Below are 16,782 nucleotides of genomic sequence, written 5' to 3'. Positions count from 1 at the left end.
CTTAGGCGTCGATGACGACCGTCGATGGATGGTGCCGGTCCAGATGCCGCCGGATGATCCGCAGATTCTTCGTGTTCGACTTGTAGAGGAAATCGAAGACATCCCCCGCAAAGGGGATCGCGCCGATCAGCGTATCGACGCCGACATTGGCGGCCATGCGCGTCAATTGCCATTTCGACATGCCCAGGTTGCGGGCTTCCCAGATCATCCATGCGCCCATGGCGGCGGTCGCGAAATCGCCCACCACCGGGATCAGGCCGACAAGGCTGTCCAGCCCGACGCGCCGGTTCGTCCCCGGTATGACGAACAATCCTTCCAGCAAGGCTTCCATCGCTTCGATCCGGCGGCGCACCGAAGCGGGATCGCTGCCGAAGCCCGGCATGTCGCGCGCGATGCGGTCAAACTGATCCTGGGAAATGGCCATCAAACATCCTCCAGCCTCCTAATTGGTGGCGCGGAACAGATGATTCAACGGGTGGCGCGCGCGGGGCGATGGCATGAACCCGGTCAGCCGCCGCGCGGCCAGCGACCATCGCACCGGCGCGCCCAGCGGAACATAGCCATCATGGGCCTGCGTCAGCGCCACGGCCTGCGCGATCCGGTCCGCGCGCTCTTCCGCCGTGGAGCCGATGCGGGCCGAGCGCAACATGGCTTCGGCGTCCTTGCTGCACTGGATGCCCCGGGCGCAGCCGACGCGGCCCAGATACCAGAGCGCGCTGTCATAGGCCGCCACTTCGTCGATCAGGCGCAGGTCCGCATCCTGTTTCACCTCGACCCTTTGCGCTGAAAGGCCGATGGCGCGCAGGCTCTGCTCCACCAGCGCGAACAGCATCGTCGATCCCGGTCCATCGGGCAGGGCGATCCGCAGTCGCGGCGGCGCGCCATGTGCGCCGCGCCAGCGATCGACCGCCGCCCGTCCCCGCGCCCGGCGTTCCTCGATCGAAAGCGCGGACCAGTCGGGCGCGGCGGACGGGGCGGGCAATTCGAGCTGGGCGGGAAGCAATTGCTCGCTCGTCGCCCAGCCGCCCAACGGGAACATCGTCGGCAACTGGCTGCGGTCGATGCTCATATTGATGGCGCGGCGGATGCTGTCATCGTCCAGCAAAGCTCCTTTGCCCGTGATGGCAAGGCCCAGCAGCCCCTGCACCGGATCGACGCGCACCGCGTCCCGGTCCACGCCGGAAGGCACCAGCAGCGGCAGGTCGGTATAGCGCCCGCCCAGAACCAGATCCGCCATGGCTTCACGAAAACGCACGATCGCCAAAGCCGCCCGTTCGGCCCGCAGGATGCGATTCTGCCAGGCGGGAAGGGCGCTCTCGGCATCCTCGGCATCCTCGCTTTTGTCGACCGGCTTCAGGAGCAGCGCCTTGCCCCACTTCCCGCCGCGATAGGGGCCGGTGCCGCCCGCGCTCGACAGGATCGCCATTTGTGGTTGGGCGAGCATCTGCAACACGAAGGGCCGGGGCATGGTCAGGCGTATCTCGACCACCTCGCCCGTCATCGGCACCACCGCCTCTACAGCATCGAGCGGCCCGTCCGGGTCCAGCCGCCGCAGGCTGTCGATGCGCGCCGACAAAAGCTGCGCGACATCCTTGGCCGTCACGCGCTCGCCATTGGGCCAGAAGGCGCGGCGCAGGCGGAAGATATAGCTTCTGCCATCGTCCTGCACGATCCACCGCTGGGCCAGGGCGGGCAGTATCTCTCCCCCCCCATCGAAGGCCACCAACCCTTGCGCGGTCGCTTCCAGCATCAGTTTCGCGCCCGGATCGGGCAATCGCTCCAGCGGTTTCGCGAAATCGTCCCGAACGCCGATTACGCTCACCGCCACAGGGCCGCTGCTATGGTCCGAACAGCTGGTGACCAGAATGGCCGCGCAAATGGTCGCGCACAGGACGCTAGCGATCCGGGCGGATCGGGCATGGCGGGAAAGAGGCGGAAGGAAATGCATGAGCGGAGAAACTGTAGCCGCCCCTCGTGCAGGCGCAACCATGATGGTGAGGAGAAATGCAAAAGCATTCCAGCCGCAATCGTCACATAACTGACACATATAGTGCACGAAGATGAAACAAAAACTTCATATCCGCATCGGCGATCCACAAAGGGACTGAGATGAACGGCAGGATTTCACTTCGCATCGGGACGGCTTTGGCATTGGTCGCCGCGCCATATCCACTGGCGGCGCAGACCATCAGCGCGACAGAGGCGCAGGAATTGCGGGCGCAGATCGCTGCGCTCAAGGCGCAGGTGCAGCAACTGGAATCGCGGCTCGACAGCGCCGTGCCCGCCGCGGCGCAGCAAGGGCAGGCCGCGCCGACGCCGGCGGGGCAGACCCCCGCGCAAATGGCGCAGGCCGCGCCCGCCCAAACCGATTCCGATACGACGGTCGGCTGGAAAGGCAGCCCGGTTTTCAGCAAAGGCGGCGCCAGTTTCAAGGTCAAGGGCCGCATTCAATATGATGCCGGTCTGCTCCGCGCGCCCGACAGCGTCATGGACCGGGCGACAGGCTATTCCAACGAGCTGCGCCGCCTGCGTCTGGGCGGGGAAGGGCAGTTGGGTGGCGGTTTCGGCTACAAGCTGGAGGTGGAGCTTTCCGATAACAAGGTCGATGCCGTCGACACCTATATCAGCTATGAGCGTGGCAAATGGCTGGTCACGCTGGGCAATCAGAACCAGTTCCAGTCGCTTGACGAACTGGTGGGCGACACCACCGGATCGGTCATGGAGCGCGCCGCCTTCACCGATGCTTTCGGGTTTGAACGGCGGCTGGGCCTCGCCGTCCAATATCGCTCCGGCATCGTCCTGGCGCAGGCCGGCATTTTCTCCGACAATATCGACGCGCTTGCCAATTCGTCCGACGGGCCCAATGGCGGGGATGAAAATAACAGCTATGGGATTGACGGGCGCATCGTGCTCGCGCCCAAATTCGGCGATACTCAGCTGCATTTCGGTCTGTCGGGCCACTGGCGCGACCTGCAGCGCCTCGCCGAAAATCCGCAGCGATACCGCCAGCGACCCTTCCTCCACGCGGTTAACAGCTATTTCCTCAATAGCGGGGACATCGCCGCGACGGGCGAGAATCACTATGGTGTGGAACTGGCGGGAAGCCACGGTCCGCTCTGGTGGGCGGGCGAAGGGCATTGGCTGCGCGTCCGGCGGCCGGGTCTTGCCGACCCGACTTTCTTCGGCGGCTATGGGGAAATCGGCTATGTTCTGACCGGCGAAACCCGCAGCTATAAGAACGGCATATTCGGCGGCGTGAAGCCCGCCAATCCGGTCGGGAACGGCAATGGCGGGTTGGGCGCGTGGCAGGTGACGCTGCGTTACGATTATCTCGACATGAATGATCGCGACATCGTGGGCGGGACGCAAAAAGCCTATATCGCCGCGCTGGTATGGACCCCCATCGAATATCTGCGCTTCAACCTCAACTACGCGCATATCAATTATACCGACGCCGCGATCCTGGCGGGCAGCCGGTCGAACTATGGCGTCAATGTTCTGGGCTGGCGTGCGGAACTGGATTTCTAGAGCGAACCGCGGCCATTGAGGCCGCGGACCGACACGAATAGAGGAACAAGTCTCCTTCTTCGCGCATTGATCGGCGAATATCGGAAGAAGGAGGATGACCGATGGCCGAAGGACAGGAAGAAGCGCCCCGCGTGACGATAGTGGAAAAGCGGGGCGGTGGCACAGCAATGTTGGCCGTTCTGCTTCTCGTCGTGGTGGTCGTGGTCGCCGCCTTGTTCCTCATGAACGGTGAAGCGCGCAAGGACAGCGCGGTCGAGGATGCCGCGCAGAAAGTCGGACAGGCCGCGTCCGATGTCGGCGCCGCCGCCAAGGACGCGGCGCAATCCGTGCAGGATCAGCATTGAGGCGGAATATGGGGCGCCGACCTGCTCCGCCCGCCACAGTGACGGAATAAAATACGGTTTTATCTAAACAGCCCGCACCTCATGGCGGGTTACGGCCGGTGGCAGATATTTGCCGCAACATAGATATTCGTTCGCCCTGAGCAGGGCTAAGTGAAGCCGAAGGCCCGGATCGAAGGGGGGGCAGGTGCACTCTGTCTTTCGATACGCCCTTTCGACAGGCTCAGGGGCTACTCGGGACGGATGGGGATGAAGAAAGCGGGCCGTTCGCCCCCCACCCAAATCGGCTATCCCGTCGGAGCATTTGCAACCGATATGATCGCCACAAAAATGCAAAGGATATGATCGCCAAAAAAAAGGGCGTCCCGCGGGACGCCCTTTCCTGAATCCGGCCTGCCGTTGTCGGCTCGGCCGAAAATTCGTCAGCCTTCGGCTTTTACATGCCGCGGCGCTGCTTCGTTGAGGATTCGCAGGATCTTCTTGAGCGCGCTCGGCTCGTCGGTTTCCTCCATCGCCGCCAGTTCGCGGGCGAGGCGGCTGGAAGCGGCCTCGAAGATCTGGCGCTCGGAATAGCTTTGTTCGGGCTGGTCGTCGGCGCGGAACAGGTCGCGGGTCACTTCGGCGATCGACACCAGGTCGCCCGAATTGATCTTGGCTTCATATTCCTGCGCGCGGCGCGACCACATGGTGCGCTTCACCTTGGGCTTGCCCTTCAGCGTTTCCATCGCTTCCTCCAGCGTCTTGTTGGAGGAAAGCTTACGCATTCCGACGCCTTCGGCCTTGTTGGTGGGCACGCGGAGCGTCATGCGCTCCTTTTCGAAACGCAGCACATAGAGTTCCAGCTCCATGCCGGCGATCTGCTCTTTTTGCAGTTCGACCACACGGCCAACGCCATGCTTGGGGTAGACGACATAATCACCGACGTCAAAGGACAGCGCCTTGGCAGCCATTTGAAACCTTTCCAATTCAACCGGGGGAGACGGGCCGTCGCGAAGCACATGCAAGTCGAAACATGCCGGGAAGACCGCGGCGCCGCCATTAGAACATGAGACTATTTCTCCTGAACGGGCGCGACCAAGCCCGCCGTCAGAAAGCTATTTAGCAGATTCGTAATAAAATTGCCACCCCCGGACACAATATCCGGTAGCCATGGCACAAATCGCTTGCCGGACGGCGCTGTGCGATCAGTCGCCCGAGCCGGGTTCGGGCGAGAAAAACTGCTCCAGCTTGTTTTCCACGCCGCGCATGTCGTCCGCATCGGCGGGCGCTTCGCCCTTTACCGTGATGTTGGGCCATTCGGCGGAGAATTTCGTGTTCAGCTCCAGCCATTTTTCAAGGCCGTTTTCCGTATCCGGCAGGATCGCTTCGGCCGGGCATTCCGGTTCGCACACGCCGCAGTCGATGCACTCATTGGGATTGATGACCAGCATGTTCTCCCCCTCGTAGAAACAGTCCACGGGGCAGACCTCGACGCAATCCATATATTTGCAGCGGATGCAGTTGTCGGTCACGACATAGGTCATTGGCAGGGCACTCTTGAGTGGCGGAAATCGTGCCCCTGCTATGCGCGGCTTTCGCGAAGGTCAATGAGGATATTGTTGTGGCGTCAATGCCCCAGCTTCAGTTCTTCATAGCAGCACTGCGCTTCGGACGCGGGACCGCGCCGTCCGGGAAGCTGGATCACCCGCACCACGCGCACGCCGCCGGGATGCGGAAAGGTGATGAGGTCGCCCGGCCGCACCGGCGTATGGGACCGTTCGATGCGCCGGCCATTGACGCGGATATGCCCGTCCTCAGCGACTTTTTGCGCGATAGAGCGGCTCTTGGCGAGTCGGGTGAACCACAGGAACTTGTCGATTCGCAGGGCAGGGCCATGCGCCAGGCCATGTCCGGCGTCAGCCATTGCGCCCCAACAGTTCGGCCAGCCCGGCAAAGGCGTTGGCGGCGGCGGGTTTCGGCCCGGCGCTGGCGGTCGATCCTTCGCGCCGCTGGGGCGCATCCCGCTTGCCTCGGCCGCGACCATCGCCATCGCGACTGGTCCGTTGCTGCGGCGGGCGCGTCTTCTGCCGTCCCCGGAATGCCCAGTTCGGGCCGCCTTCCTCCGGCGCTTCCACCGCGCGGAAGCCCGCCAGCTTCATTAGTTGCAGGAAGGATGCTTCTGCCAGCCCCAGCGACACGATCTGTGGGCTTTGCGCGGTAAAGGCTTCGCCCTTGGCGATGGCTTCATGGGCGGCGCGGGCCATGCGCTCGGCCATGTCGATCCGCAGCATCTGTTCGCCAAAACCCCGGAATCCCGCGATCCGCGCGCCCATCTGCGCGTCCCGCTCCCCCGCCGGGATCAGCGTCAGGCCCGGCTGCGGCAGGGGCAGGCAGGGCTTGCCCAATCGCGCCGCCAGCAGGGCCGCACGCCAGCGCGCCCCGCCCGGCTTCAGCAAGCCGGGATGATAAATGTCGAGCACGCCGATATCGATCCCCGCCTTCCGCAGAAGATGGCGCTGTTCCTTGTCCAGATGCGCGAGCGCCGAATCGAGTTCGGTCCGCGCGATCACGCCGCCCGCATCGGCAAGCTGGGCGAACACGGCGCGCACCACGGCGGGGATTTCGGCTTCGGATGCGCTCGCCGTCATCTTCACGAGCGGCAACAGATGCTTTTCCTTCTGACCTTCGAACCATGTGGCAAGGCGGGCTGCGATCTGCTTCTGCACATCCTGCCCCAGGGCGGAAAGCGCGCGATCCAGCCGTATTTCAGGTGTCAGCAGCGTCGGCCCGGCCAGCAGTGCCGCGACCGGATTGCCCTGCCAGCTTATGCCGGGCATGTCCCCTGCCGCGTCCATGAGCGCGAAATCCGTATCCACCGCGCCCAACAATTCTTCAGCCTTCACTCGCAATATCCTCCCAAGGCGGCGCTCGGCGGCCGCCAGCAGCATCTTCCTGTCCTGATGACGCGTAGCGGGATCGACCGAGAAACGAAATCCGTCAAGTCGCCCGATCGTCTCGCCATCGACGCAGACCGTCCCATCCTGCTCCACGGTGACGGGCAGGCTGTCCACATTCTGCCCGATGTCGCGCAGCAGGACGGCGGTGCGCCGGTCCACGAAACGCTGCGTCAGGGCCGCGTGCAGCGCGTCGGACAGCTTCTCCTCCAGCGCGCGCGTGCGCTCGGCCATTTCGGCGGGATGCGCCAGCCAGTCGGGCCGGTGCGCGATATAGGACCATGTCCGCGCCGCCGCGATCCGCCCCGAAAGCGTGTCGATATCGCCTTGCACCGAATCGAGTCGCGCCACGGCTTGGGCGAACCAGTCGCGGGGGATGTGCCCCTGACCTTCGGACAGGAAGCGCCAGATGCGGTTCACCGTGCGGGCGTGATGTTCCGCGCCCAGCTTCTGGAAATCGGGCAGGCCGCAGGCATCCCACAGCCGCGCCACGGCGCGCTTGCCCTTCACTCGTTCGATAACCAATGGGTCATCGGCCAGTTTTTTCAGCACCGCCAGATCCACCGCTTCGGGCGCGGCGCGCAGCTCGGGCCGGTCGGGCCGTTCCTCCAGATCGGCGATCAGCGTTGCCAGACTGTCCAGCCGGGGCGTGCCGTCGCGCCAGAAAAGCTGCTCCACGCGGGGAAAGCGGTGCGCCTCTATCGCCTCGATCTCCTCCGGCGTGAAGGCGGCGTCGCCATCCTCGCTGCCCAGGCTGCCGAAGGTGCCGTCCTGGTGATGCCGCCCCGCGCGCCCGGCGATCTGCGCCATTTCGCTGACGGTCAGCCGCCGTGTCCGCCGCCCGTCGAACTTGCGGAGCGAGGCGAAGGCGACATGCGCCACGTCCAGATTGAGGCCCATGCCGATGGCGTCGGTCGCGACCAGATAATCGACCTCGCCGTTCAGGAACATCTGCACCTGCGCGTTGCGGGTGCGGGGCGAAAGCGCGCCCATCACCACCGCCGCGCCGCCGCGAAAACGCCGCAGCATTTCCGCCACGGCATAGACCTCCTCGGCGGAAAAGGCGACGATGGCGGACCGTTTGGGCAGGCGGGACAGCTTTTTCGCGCCCGCATAGCTGAGCGTCGAAAAGCGCGGCCGCCCGATGATCTCCACATCGGGCACCAGCGCCTTGACCACCCGGGCGATGCTGGCGGAGCCGAGGATCATCGTCTCCTCCCGCCCCCGAGCGCGCAGCAGCCGATCGGTGAAGACATGCCCGCGCTCCGGGTCCGCGCCCAGTTGCGCCTCGTCCAGCGCGACGAAGGCATAATCGTCCAGTCCGTCGCCGGGGCTTCCGGCCTGCCGGCCTGCGGTCTTGTCTGTGCCTCCGGCCTGCCGGCCTGCGCCGATCGGCATGGATTCCGCCGTGCAGAGGAAATAGCGCGCGCCCGGCGGCACGATCTTTTCCTCGCCGGTGATGAGAGCGACCTGCGGCGCGCCCTTGATCGCGACTACCCGGTCGTAGACTTCGCGCGCCAGCAGGCGCAGCGGAAAGCCCATCATGCCGCTGGAATGGCCGCACATGCGTTCGACGGCCAGATGCGTCTTGCCGGTATTGGTGGGCCCAAGCACGGCAGTTATGGGCGATCGGGCGAATTGGGCCATGGGGGTTATGTCGGGCATGAAAGGGGACAGGGCAAGGGACTTTGCTTCCGCCGCTAAAACTTCGGCCCTGTTTCCAATCGCCTGTCTGGCCTGACGCACGGCTCACCGCATGCGGGACCGTCATTTCGGCGTCTTAAATTGACTTTAACCCTATGCGTTCACAACAGTGCGGCCTCGGCGCGGCGCGGGGGTCGTTGCCTTGTGGCGATGCGATGAACTGTCCCGGGGGGGACGCGGCTTGTTTCAGGAAAACCAGTTCGGAACGCAGCAGGGGGGAGCGACCGCTTCCCTATGGCTCGCCGATTCCCTGAAACATCCGTCACGCACCGTGGACCGCCCGCTCGACTGGCGCGCCCGGCTCAAGGACTGGGCCGAGGATGTGGATCTTGTCCCCGACCTTGGCCAGCGCGTCGGCAGCCTCACATGGTTCCGCGGCCTTGCCACCTGTTTCGGCCTGTGCGCCACCGCGCTCTATCTCTCTCCCGGTTTTCAGCCCGTGCCCGGCGCGCCCGAACCGCTGCTGGAACAGGCGCAGTTCGACGAAGTGCGTAGCCAGATGATAACGCCGCTCGCGATGGGCGCGGACAGCGGGCATCGCATGGGATCGACCGATGCGGTCCAGCCGCTGCGCCAGACGCCCGAACGTCCCCAGATTGAACTCAACGCCCAGATCGGCAGCAGCGACACGCTGCCCCGCGCCTTGTCCCGCGCGGGCGTCAGCGCGGGCGACGTGGCGATCGTCAATGCGCTGGTCGGCGGTGACATGAGCGGCGGCGCGAAGGCGGGCACGCGGCTCGACATCGTGCTGGGCCGCCGCGCCAGCCGCGACCGGCCCCGTCCGCTCGACCATCTCGCTTTCCGCGCGCGTCTCGACCTTGGGGTGGAGATCAACCGCGTCGGCGGTGCGCTTCAGGTGAAGCGCATCCCGATCCGTGTCGACGACACGCCGCTCCGCATCCAGGGGGTGGTGGGCGACAGCGTGTACAACAGCGCCCGCGCGGCAGGCGCGCCGCCCAAGGCGGCGCAGGCGTTCCTGCGCGTCATCGCGCAGCAGGTGGACCTCGGCTCGATCCGTCCGGGGGACCGCTACGACATCGTCACCGAATATCGCCGCGCCGAAACCGGCGATGTGGAAGTAGGCGATCTGCTCTATGCGGGATTGCGCCGGTCGCGGGGCAAACCCATCGACATGCTCAAATGGACGACAGGCGGCCGCACCGAATGGTTCGAAGCGTCGGGCGTGGGAGAACGTCGCGGCGTGCTCACGCAGCCGGTGGCTGGTCGCATCTCCTCCGGCTACGGCCAGCGCCGCCATCCGATCCTGGGCTATACGCGGATGCATGCGGGCGTGGATTTCGCCGCGCGTTACGGTTCGCCCATCTATGCGGTGACGGACGGCCGGGTATCCTTTGCCGGGCGGCATGGCGGGCATGGCAATTATGTGCGGCTGGAGCATGGCGGCGGTCTTGCCACCGGCTATGGGCATATGAGCCGCATCGCTGCCGTGGCGGGCCAGCGCGTGCGGCGCGGGCAAGTGATCGGCTATGTCGGATCGACGGGCCTGTCGACCGGGCCGCATTTGCACTATGAACTCTACCGCAATGGCCGCACGGTCAATCCGCTGTCCGTCACCTTCACCACCACATCCCAGCTGGCGGGCCGCGATCTCGCCAATTTCCGCGCCCGCCTGGCGCAATTGAAGGCGCTGCACCCCGGCCTGCGCGAAAGTATCGCGCAAAAAGCGCCTTTGGCTCCCGCCGCTACCGGGAAATAAGCCACTTGGCGCGCCCGCCGCGTCTGCGCTAACGCTCCGGCATGACCGATCCGGCTGCCTCGACCGTCACCGCCATCCTGCTCGCCGGATCGCGCCCCGTTCCCGATCCGCTGGCGCAGGCGGCAGGCGTCGCCGCCAAGCCCCTCGTCCCCGTCGCGGGCATCGCGATGATCGACTATCCCGCCCGCGCGCTGGTGGCGCATCCGGCCATCGGCCGCGTCCTCATCCTGACCCAGTCGCCCGGCCTCTATACCGGCGCCCCCGCCACCGCCTGGCTCGCCGATCATCCCAAGGTCGCGTTTGAGACGAGCGGCGCGGGCATAGCCTCCTCGCTGCTGGCGCTGATGGACCGGGCGGACCTGCCGTTCCCGCTGCTGCTGACCACCGCCGATCATGTGCTGCTGGACAGCGCCATGCTCGACCAGTTCATCGCGCAGGCGACCGGCGCGGACATCGCCGTCGCCATGGTGGAGCGCGCCACGCTGCTCGCCCGCTATCCTGCCTCGCGCCGCACATGGCTCAAGTTCCGGGACGGCTGGTGGTCGGGCGCGAATATCTTCTGGTTCGGCAGCGCGAAGGCGCGCCCTATCATCGCGCTGTGGCAGGATGTGGAGCAGGACCGGAAAAAGGGCTGGAAGATCCTTGCCGCCTTCGGTCCCTTCGCCCTGATCGGCGCGGCGCTCCGCCTGCTGACCCTGCGCGGCGGCATGGCGCGCATAGGCCGCCGCTTCGGCCTCGTCGCGCGCCTCGTCGCCATGGACAAGGCCGAGGCCTGCATCGACGCGGACAAGGCGGAGGATGTGGCGCTGATCGAATCCATCCTCGCCAGCCCGGCCTGAAAGGGTCAGCCGCCGCCTTCGCGCATCTGTTCGGCGGCGGCATGCACCTCCACCGCCCGGCGGCTCGCCAGCCCCATCATCAGGAATCCGGCGCTGGCGGCGACGATATTCGCGGCGGCCGCGCCGATGGTGCCATAGATCGGCAGCAGCGCCGCCTGCAGCCCCAGCAGCAAGGCCGTCGCGATGAAGGTGATCCGCAGCGACAGGCTGGCCCGGTCCGTCGCCATCAGCAGCGGACGATAGCTCACCCCCACTAGGTCGATGCAGGCCGCCACGCCCAGCAGCAGCAGCAGCGGATAGGCAGGCAGAAATGCCTTGCCCGCGATCAGGCCCAGCAGCGGATGGCCGATCGTCAGGATCAGCGCGATGATGACCGCCCCCGCGATCAGCGCCAGCCGATTGGTCCGCCGGAACAGGGTCCGCAGCGCATCCGCGCCATGGCTGCTATGCGTGCGCGTCAGCTCCACGAAGATGCTGCGCGACAACAGGCTGGAAATCTTCGTCAGTGAATTGGCAAGCTGGTTGGCGAGGCGATAGAGGCCCGCGCCGGTCGGCCCCACGAACAGGCCGACGATCAGCACCGCCACCTGCTGCCCTACCGACGACAGCGTGGTTTGCAGGTTGGTTGCGGTCAGGAATCCGACGATGCCGGGATTTTCATGCCGCGCGTCCAGCGCCCGGCCCGCGCGCCAGCGTCCGATCCGCTCCCCCCCCTCGCGCAGCGCCAATATCCAATAGGCCGCCGCGCATAGCAGCTCCGCCGCCGCCCAGGCGATCAGGAAACCCGTAATGCCCGGCATCAGCGCCAGCGCAACGCCTGCCCCGATCATCCGCCCGACCGGGATCATGGTTTCCGCGAAAGCCGCCGAATCGAAACGGTCGAACAGGCGCAATATGCCAGTCGGGCTGGAACGGATAGTGATCATCATCATCATGCAGAACAGCCAGGCCTGCCATCCCATCTGCGCCGACAGGTCCATCAGATGGCCGAACAGGATGATGATGGCGCCCGCGACCACCCCTCCGGCCAGCGCGGAAGCAAGGTCGATCAGGATGCAGAAGCGCAGCACGCGATTGAGCGCGTCGCCATTTCCCGCCGCCAGATGCGGCTGGCCGTAACGCACGACGATTTGCCAGCTATCGAAACTGACCAGTGTCTTGATGACGTTGGCGGCGCTCAGCACCAGTGCGAAGCGCCCGAAATCGGCAACCCCCAATGTGCGCGTGACGATGGCGAGATAGGCCAGGCTTAGCACCGCGCCCACGCCCTTGCCGCCCAGCAGCCAGCCGGTATTCGCCAGGATGCGCGCAAAGCCGTCGCCGGCCCCGCCCGATCCGCTTTTCATCTTCACCCGTGCCCGGCCTTTCGCTGGAGCGTCGCTATCTGACGCGCGCCTATCTAGGGACTCTGGCGGCAATCGGCAAATGGGGATGGCGTGGCGTTCGCGAAGCGGTGGAAGGCATATTTCCGCTTATAAATTTGCATTCTCGCTTTTGCCCGTGTCGTAACGACGGCGAGCCTGATCGATCTTGTCGATATGTGCATGGCTCCATCGCCGCAAGCCAACGACAGCATCAACCAAGCTGTGTCCGAGCGGTGTAAGCGCATATTCCACAGTAACGGGAACCGTAGGATAAGCGGCGCGATCCACCATTCCATCGCGTTCCAGCCCGCGAAGGGTCTGGGTCAACATCTTTTGACTCACGCCTTCCACTTTTGCTTTAAGACGCCCGAAACGCAGCGGACCTGTTGCCAGCGCGAGAATGACCAGCACCGTCCACTTGTCTGCGATCCTGTCCAGGATCTGCCGTGCGGGACAGTCCGCTCGCATAACGTCATATCGTTCGGTTGGATTCTTAGTATCCATTGGGTGCCTATACTACATTCTCGTGCCTTCTTTCCATGGGGAACCTGACTGCCATACAGTCGGTCAGGAAGGAGCATCATATGCAGGACATTCTTTTCAGCCCATTTTCGGTCGGCAAGGTTCGGCTGGACAATCGAATCGTGATGGCGCCGATGACCCGGAACCGTTCTCCCGGCGGCGTGCCGAACGACGCGGTCATCGCCTATTACCGACGCCGTGCGGAAGCCGGCGTAGGGCTGATCGTGACCGAAGGCGTCGGCATCCAGCACGGCTCCGCGCTGGGTGGCGGCAGCATGAAGGAAAGGGACGTTCCCTTCCTATATGGCGACGCCGCGCTCGCGGGCTGGCGGGCGGTGGTCGACGCGGTGCATGGCGCGGGAGGCAGGATATTCCCGCAACTCTGGCACATGGGGCCGATCCGCGAGGACGGCACCGGGCCTTATCCGCAGGTGTCTTCGAGCAGGCCGTCGGGCCTTTGGGGACCGGCGGGACGCAGGTCGACCGTCCCTGACGATTATGTCGCCCGCGTTCTCCCGGAGCGAAAGGCGATGACGGATGGGGAGATCGCCGACGTGATTGCCGCATTTGCGGATGCCGCGCGCAATGCGGTCCTTACGGGGTTCGACGGCATCGCCATTCATGGCGCGCATGGCTATCTGATCGACTCATTTTTGTGGGCGGAAACCAATCGCCGTAATGACCGCTGGGGCGGCGATCTGGCCGGGCGCAGCGCCTTCGCGGCGGCGGTGGTGTCCGCCATCCGCGGCGCGGTGGGCGGCGATGTCCCGATCATGTTTCGTTTCTCGCAATGGAAACAGCAGGATTATCAGGCGCTGCTTGCCCGGACGCCGGGAGAATTGGAGACGATGCTGCGCCCTCTGGTCGATGCGGGTGTCGACATCTTCGACGCGAGCACGCGCAAATTTGATATGCCGGCCTTCGATGGAAGCGACCTGACGCTCGCGGGATGGGCCAGGCAGCTTACGGGGCTGCCTGCCATGGCCGTCGGCGGTGTCGGTCTGGATCGCGACCTCTATGGTTCCTATGCTGCGGGGGGCAGCGCGGGCATCGACAATCTGGCCGGGGTGCGGCGGCGCATGACCGCCGGCGAATTTGATCTGATCGGCGTGGGGCGCGCGCTCATCGCCGATCCGCAATGGGCGCGGAAGGCCGAGCGCGGAGAGAGTTTCCTGCCGTTCGATCCGGCAACCGTCAGGAATCTGGTCTGAATCCGGCCTTTGCCGATCGCAGCGGCCAGAGCGCTCGCTTGCGGCGGGCGGGGTCATAAGGTGCCCGGCCGATTTCCCATCGGTTCTTCAAAAAAACCCGTTCCCACATCCCCGCCCGATGTTCTACAGCAGCGCCCCATGAGCATCACCAAAGCCATCATCCTGTCGGCGGGGCAGGGTTCGCGTCTCCTTCCGTTGACCCGCGACATTCCCAAATGCATGATCGACTTCAATGGCCGCACCCTCATCAGCTGGCAGGTGGCGGCGCTGGTGGCGAACGGGGTCAGCGATATTGTGGTCGTCACGGGCTTCCGCACGGAACGGGTGGAGGATCACGCGCTTCAACTTTACCGGGACACCGGCGCGCGGGTGCGGACGCTGTTCAATCCCTTTTTCCAGGTCGCGGACAATCTGGGCACCTGCTGGATCGCGCGGGAGGAAATGGACCGCGACTTCATCATCCTCAACGGCGACACCATCATATCGGATGAGATTGTGGGCCGGCTGGTCGGCGGCGCGCAGGACGCGATCACCGTCACCGTCGACGTGAAGTCCGACTATGACGATGACGACATGAAGGTGAACCGCGACGAAAGCGGCCAGCTTCACGCCATCGGTAAGCGGTTGCTGCCGCCTGACACCAACGCCGAATCCATCGGGATGCTGGCCTTTACCGGCGAAGGCCCGGCGATCTTCCGCAATCAGATCGACCAGATGATGCGGACGCCCGAAGGCGTGGAACGCTGGTATCTGCGCGCCATCGACATCATCGCGAAGGGCAACCGCGTCGGCACCGTTTCGATCGAGGGGCTGGACTGGCAGGAAGTCGACTTTCCGCAGGATGTGGAAGCCGCCAATGCCCTGACCGCCCGCTGGGTGGCGGAAGGGCGTTACGCGAAATAAGCCTGTGTCGGCTTCAGGACGGATCGGCTTTCGGTTCTGGTGGGCTGCAAATGGCGTCTTTCCCCGCTTCCGGTGTTCATGACCCTGCGGGTCGCTGCGCGCCGGTTCATGGAAATCCACCCCTTTAGCTTCGCTGGCCTTCGGCTCGCTCCACCATCTTCTGAATGTCGATTCGTTTCAGTCGAAATGGCCTTTCAGCCATTGCGCCAGCGCATCCCGCTGCTCCGCCGTCAATTTGACCGCGCTGCCCAGATCCGGCTGCCCCGGCCACCCGGCGTCGGGGACATCGACGCCCGCATGGCCGCGCGCGCCCTCATAGCGGGGGATGACGTGGAAATGCACATGCGGGTCCACCATCATCAGCATGAGGTAATTGATCTTGGCATAGCCCACGGCCTGGCGGAGCGCGCTTTCGATCGCCTTCGTCACCTCGGCCAGTTCGGCATGGGCTTCCGCGGGCAGATCGCCAAAGGCGGTCGCCTCGCTCTTCGCCGCCAGCACCAGCGATCCCAGCGTGGGCTGCGCGGGCCGGAGCAGCACGACCCAATGTTGGAAATCTCCTACAAGCGTCTGCGGAAAACCGAATCCCTTGATGGTTTCATTCATGATTTCGCTTCCATCCAGCTCACAATCGCCCGCCCCGACCGCTTCACACCATAAGCCTGCGCCAGCCGCGCCGCATGCACAACCAGCGAAATCACCGTCCACCACGCCAGCGCGATCAGCCCGACATCCGGCCGCCCGAACAGCAGCGCCACGAACAGGATCACCATGTTCGGATTGCGCCGCGCGGTAATCAGCCGGAACCAAGTATCGAACGGTCGCCAGACATGAATGTGCATGCCGTTGAATGCACGCATGAACGTCCCTTCGATCAGGCGCTGAAGAACATAGCCTCCCAGGATCACTGCCATGATCGTCCAGAATGTCCGGTCGGGGAGATCGAGGCCCCAGCGCGCCAGCCCCACGCCCCAAGCATACCACCAGAAGGGGGGATGAATCAGGTCTATGCCATGGTCAAATATATTGCCCCATTTGGATGAGGTAACTGTGCAACGCGCCAGCTTGCCGTCAACAGTATCCAGCACCATGAAGGCGAAGCCGATCGCGAAACCGGCCCAATATTGCCCTTGTGCAAAAAGCAGCGTCGCCATGACGCAGCAAAGGGCGCCAATGCCCGTTACCATATTGGGCGACATGCCCAGCGATGCGGCAAGCCGCGTCAAGTGAAAGGCGAGTTTTGGCCACAAATATTTGGTCAGCAGGTCCGTAACGCCCTTATAGGACGCTTGATAACTGGCACGTTCGATGGTCGCGACATTGGCGTCGGTAAGGGCCAGCAGAAATGGCCACTCGTTCTTGCGTAGGCTTTTGTTGTAAAAATCGCGATGATCCTCGGCCGCGACAGGATGGAGACCTTGCGGTATCACACCGTCAGATATGGCCTGCGCGGCGCCGTCGATATTTCCTGTTACATGGGCTATGGCTGGCGCGCCGCCAATGGTGAGTACGCTATCGGGTCGCTTCTCCATGAAAGCCAGCCATTGCGGATCAAATGCAAAGGCGCTGTTGACAAGCAGCGCGGGGCCTTCCCCGTTTTCTGTCATGGCAAATCCCGCTGCCCGGGCAATGCGGCGCACCCGTTCGGCGCAGGATATGTTCCATATGCGGATCGGATTGTCCCCAATCAGGCGAACGGTAAAATTGGCTGGCGACATGA

General features: G+C 64.5%; 16 protein-coding genes. 6 read left to right on the top strand and 10 right to left on the bottom strand.

The annotated features are described in order from the left end of the window. Position 1: 1 nt before the first annotated feature. Together LDB26_RS13815 and LDB26_RS13810 are read right to left on the bottom strand one after the other, a co-directional pair. Positions 2–424 (bottom strand): DUF4112 domain-containing protein, encoded by a 423-nt coding sequence (locus tag LDB26_RS13815; protein WP_062067882.1) that lies wholly within the window; start codon positions 422–424, stop codon positions 2–4. Between the two features lie 18 nt (positions 425–442). Then, positions 443–1,948 (bottom strand): ABC transporter substrate-binding protein, encoded by a 1,506-nt coding sequence (locus tag LDB26_RS13810; RefSeq protein WP_062067879.1) that lies wholly within the window; start codon positions 1,946–1,948, stop codon positions 443–445. 161 nt (positions 1,949–2,109) lie between these two features. Between LDB26_RS13810 and LDB26_RS13805 the strand changes: the two genes are divergently transcribed. After that, positions 2,110–3,528, top strand: a complete 1,419-nt coding sequence (locus LDB26_RS13805) for an OprO/OprP family phosphate-selective porin (RefSeq protein WP_257538817.1) — start codon at positions 2,110–2,112, stop codon at positions 3,526–3,528. A gap of 101 nt (positions 3,529–3,629) precedes the next feature. After that, a complete protein-coding gene (locus tag LDB26_RS13800; protein ID WP_257538816.1) occupies positions 3,630–3,872 on the top strand; it encodes a hypothetical protein in 243 nt (80 codons plus the stop codon). Between the two features lie 419 nt (positions 3,873–4,291). Here the strand turns inward: LDB26_RS13800 and LDB26_RS13795 are convergent, their stop codons facing one another. The 4 genes from LDB26_RS13795 to LDB26_RS13780 all read right to left on the bottom strand — a co-directional run bounded on the left by LDB26_RS13795 (position 4,292) and on the right by LDB26_RS13780 (position 8,449). Then, positions 4,292–4,819 (bottom strand): CarD family transcriptional regulator, encoded by a 528-nt coding sequence (locus LDB26_RS13795; RefSeq protein WP_062067870.1) that lies wholly within the window; start codon positions 4,817–4,819, stop codon positions 4,292–4,294. 234 nt (positions 4,820–5,053) lie between these two features. After that, on the bottom strand, positions 5,054–5,392 hold the full coding sequence (gene fdxA / locus LDB26_RS13790; RefSeq protein ID WP_062067867.1) for a ferredoxin FdxA: 339 nt from the start codon (positions 5,390–5,392) through the stop codon (positions 5,054–5,056). Between the two features lie 83 nt (positions 5,393–5,475). Then, the gene (locus tag LDB26_RS13785; RefSeq protein WP_257538815.1) at positions 5,476–5,772 is read right to left on the bottom strand and encodes an RNA-binding S4 domain-containing protein; all 297 of its coding nucleotides are present in this window, start codon (positions 5,770–5,772) and stop codon (positions 5,476–5,478) included. Then, positions 5,765–8,449, bottom strand: coding sequence for a helicase-related protein (locus tag LDB26_RS13780; RefSeq protein ID WP_257538814.1), 2,685 nt, complete (start codon positions 8,447–8,449; stop codon positions 5,765–5,767). Before LDB26_RS13780 ends, LDB26_RS13785 begins: the two co-directional genes overlap by 8 nt. Before the next feature lie 238 nt (positions 8,450–8,687). On the opposite strand from LDB26_RS13780, the gene LDB26_RS13775 reads away from it, so the two are divergent. Both LDB26_RS13775 and LDB26_RS13770 read left to right on the top strand, forming a co-directional pair. Then, positions 8,688–10,223, top strand: coding sequence for a M23 family metallopeptidase (locus LDB26_RS13775; protein ID WP_257538813.1), 1,536 nt, complete (start codon positions 8,688–8,690; stop codon positions 10,221–10,223). A gap of 41 nt (positions 10,224–10,264) precedes the next feature. Next, the gene (locus tag LDB26_RS13770) at positions 10,265–11,062 is read left to right on the top strand and encodes a nucleotidyltransferase family protein (RefSeq protein WP_257538812.1); all 798 of its coding nucleotides are present in this window, start codon (positions 10,265–10,267) and stop codon (positions 11,060–11,062) included. Positions 11,063–11,067: 5 nt separating this feature from the next. Here LDB26_RS13770 and LDB26_RS13765 read toward each other — a convergent pair whose 3' ends face one another. Both LDB26_RS13765 and LDB26_RS13760 read right to left on the bottom strand, forming a co-directional pair. Next, on the bottom strand, positions 11,068–12,408 hold the full coding sequence (locus tag LDB26_RS13765) for a lipopolysaccharide biosynthesis protein (protein WP_373886207.1): 1,341 nt from the start codon (positions 12,406–12,408) through the stop codon (positions 11,068–11,070). Between the two features lie 126 nt (positions 12,409–12,534). Beyond that, positions 12,535–12,930 carry a helix-turn-helix domain-containing protein gene (locus tag LDB26_RS13760; RefSeq protein ID WP_062067851.1) on the bottom strand — a complete coding sequence of 132 codons (396 nt, stop codon included), beginning with the start codon at positions 12,928–12,930 and terminating at the stop codon, positions 12,535–12,537. Positions 12,931–13,010: 80 nt separating this feature from the next. Here LDB26_RS13760 and LDB26_RS13755 point away from each other — a divergent pair, with 80 nt between their 5' ends. Both LDB26_RS13755 and LDB26_RS13750 read left to right on the top strand, forming a co-directional pair. Continuing rightward, positions 13,011–14,159 (top strand): 12-oxophytodienoate reductase, encoded by a 1,149-nt coding sequence (locus tag LDB26_RS13755; protein ID WP_257538811.1) that lies wholly within the window; start codon positions 13,011–13,013, stop codon positions 14,157–14,159. A gap of 138 nt (positions 14,160–14,297) precedes the next feature. Further along, a complete protein-coding gene (locus tag LDB26_RS13750; RefSeq protein ID WP_062067845.1) occupies positions 14,298–15,062 on the top strand; it encodes a sugar phosphate nucleotidyltransferase in 765 nt (254 codons plus the stop codon). A gap of 177 nt (positions 15,063–15,239) precedes the next feature. Here LDB26_RS13750 and LDB26_RS13745 read toward each other — a convergent pair whose 3' ends face one another. Together LDB26_RS13745 and LDB26_RS13740 are read right to left on the bottom strand one after the other, a co-directional pair. Continuing rightward, positions 15,240–15,668: an HIT family protein gene (locus LDB26_RS13745; RefSeq protein WP_257538810.1), complete on the bottom strand. Its 429-nt coding sequence runs from the start codon at positions 15,666–15,668 to the stop codon at positions 15,240–15,242. Next, the gene (locus LDB26_RS13740; RefSeq protein WP_257538809.1) at positions 15,665–16,780 is read right to left on the bottom strand and encodes a CDP-alcohol phosphatidyltransferase family protein; all 1,116 of its coding nucleotides are present in this window, start codon (positions 16,778–16,780) and stop codon (positions 15,665–15,667) included. The genes LDB26_RS13745 and LDB26_RS13740 overlap by 4 nt, the downstream gene beginning before the upstream one ends. Positions 16,781–16,782: the final 2 nt, after the last annotated feature.

The sequence above is a fragment of the Sphingobium sp. CFD-1 genome (assembly GCF_024611115.1).
GTDB lineage: Bacteria > Pseudomonadota > Alphaproteobacteria > Sphingomonadales > Sphingomonadaceae > Sphingobium > Sphingobium baderi_A.
The sequence above is the reverse complement of the archived record's forward strand: the minus strand, read 5'-3'. Positions and strand labels throughout refer to the sequence as shown.

Bases quoted from the DNA above. Each gene is read 5' to 3' on its own strand.
- LDB26_RS13785 (WP_257538815.1), bottom strand. From the start codon at position 5,772: ATGGCTGACGCCGGACATGGCCTGGCGCATGGCCCTGCCCTGCGAATC.
- LDB26_RS13805 (WP_257538817.1), top strand. From the start codon at position 2,110: ATGAACGGCAGGATTTCACTTCGCATCGGGACGGCTTTGGCATTGGTC.
- LDB26_RS13795 (WP_062067870.1), bottom strand. From the start codon at position 4,819: ATGGCTGCCAAGGCGCTGTCCTTTGACGTCGGTGATTATGTCGTCTAC.
- LDB26_RS13740 (WP_257538809.1), bottom strand. From the start codon at position 16,780: ATGTCGCCAGCCAATTTTACCGTTCGCCTGATTGGGGACAATCCGATC.
- LDB26_RS13815 (WP_062067882.1), bottom strand. From the start codon at position 424: ATGGCCATTTCCCAGGATCAGTTTGACCGCATCGCGCGCGACATGCCG.
- LDB26_RS13750 (WP_062067845.1), top strand. From the start codon at position 14,298: ATGAGCATCACCAAAGCCATCATCCTGTCGGCGGGGCAGGGTTCGCGT.
- LDB26_RS13745 (WP_257538810.1), bottom strand. From the start codon at position 15,668: ATGAATGAAACCATCAAGGGATTCGGTTTTCCGCAGACGCTTGTAGGA.
- fdxA (WP_062067867.1), bottom strand. From the start codon at position 5,392: ATGACCTATGTCGTGACCGACAACTGCATCCGCTGCAAATATATGGAT.
- LDB26_RS13800 (WP_257538816.1), top strand. From the start codon at position 3,630: ATGGCCGAAGGACAGGAAGAAGCGCCCCGCGTGACGATAGTGGAAAAG.
- LDB26_RS13755 (WP_257538811.1), top strand. From the start codon at position 13,011: ATGCAGGACATTCTTTTCAGCCCATTTTCGGTCGGCAAGGTTCGGCTG.
- LDB26_RS13810 (WP_062067879.1), bottom strand. From the start codon at position 1,948: ATGCATTTCCTTCCGCCTCTTTCCCGCCATGCCCGATCCGCCCGGATC.
- LDB26_RS13770 (WP_257538812.1), top strand. From the start codon at position 10,265: ATGACCGATCCGGCTGCCTCGACCGTCACCGCCATCCTGCTCGCCGGA.
- LDB26_RS13760 (WP_062067851.1), bottom strand. From the start codon at position 12,930: ATGGATACTAAGAATCCAACCGAACGATATGACGTTATGCGAGCGGAC.
- LDB26_RS13765 (WP_373886207.1), bottom strand. From the start codon at position 12,408: ATGAAAAGCGGATCGGGCGGGGCCGGCGACGGCTTTGCGCGCATCCTG.
- LDB26_RS13780 (WP_257538814.1), bottom strand. From the start codon at position 8,449: ATGGCCCAATTCGCCCGATCGCCCATAACTGCCGTGCTTGGGCCCACC.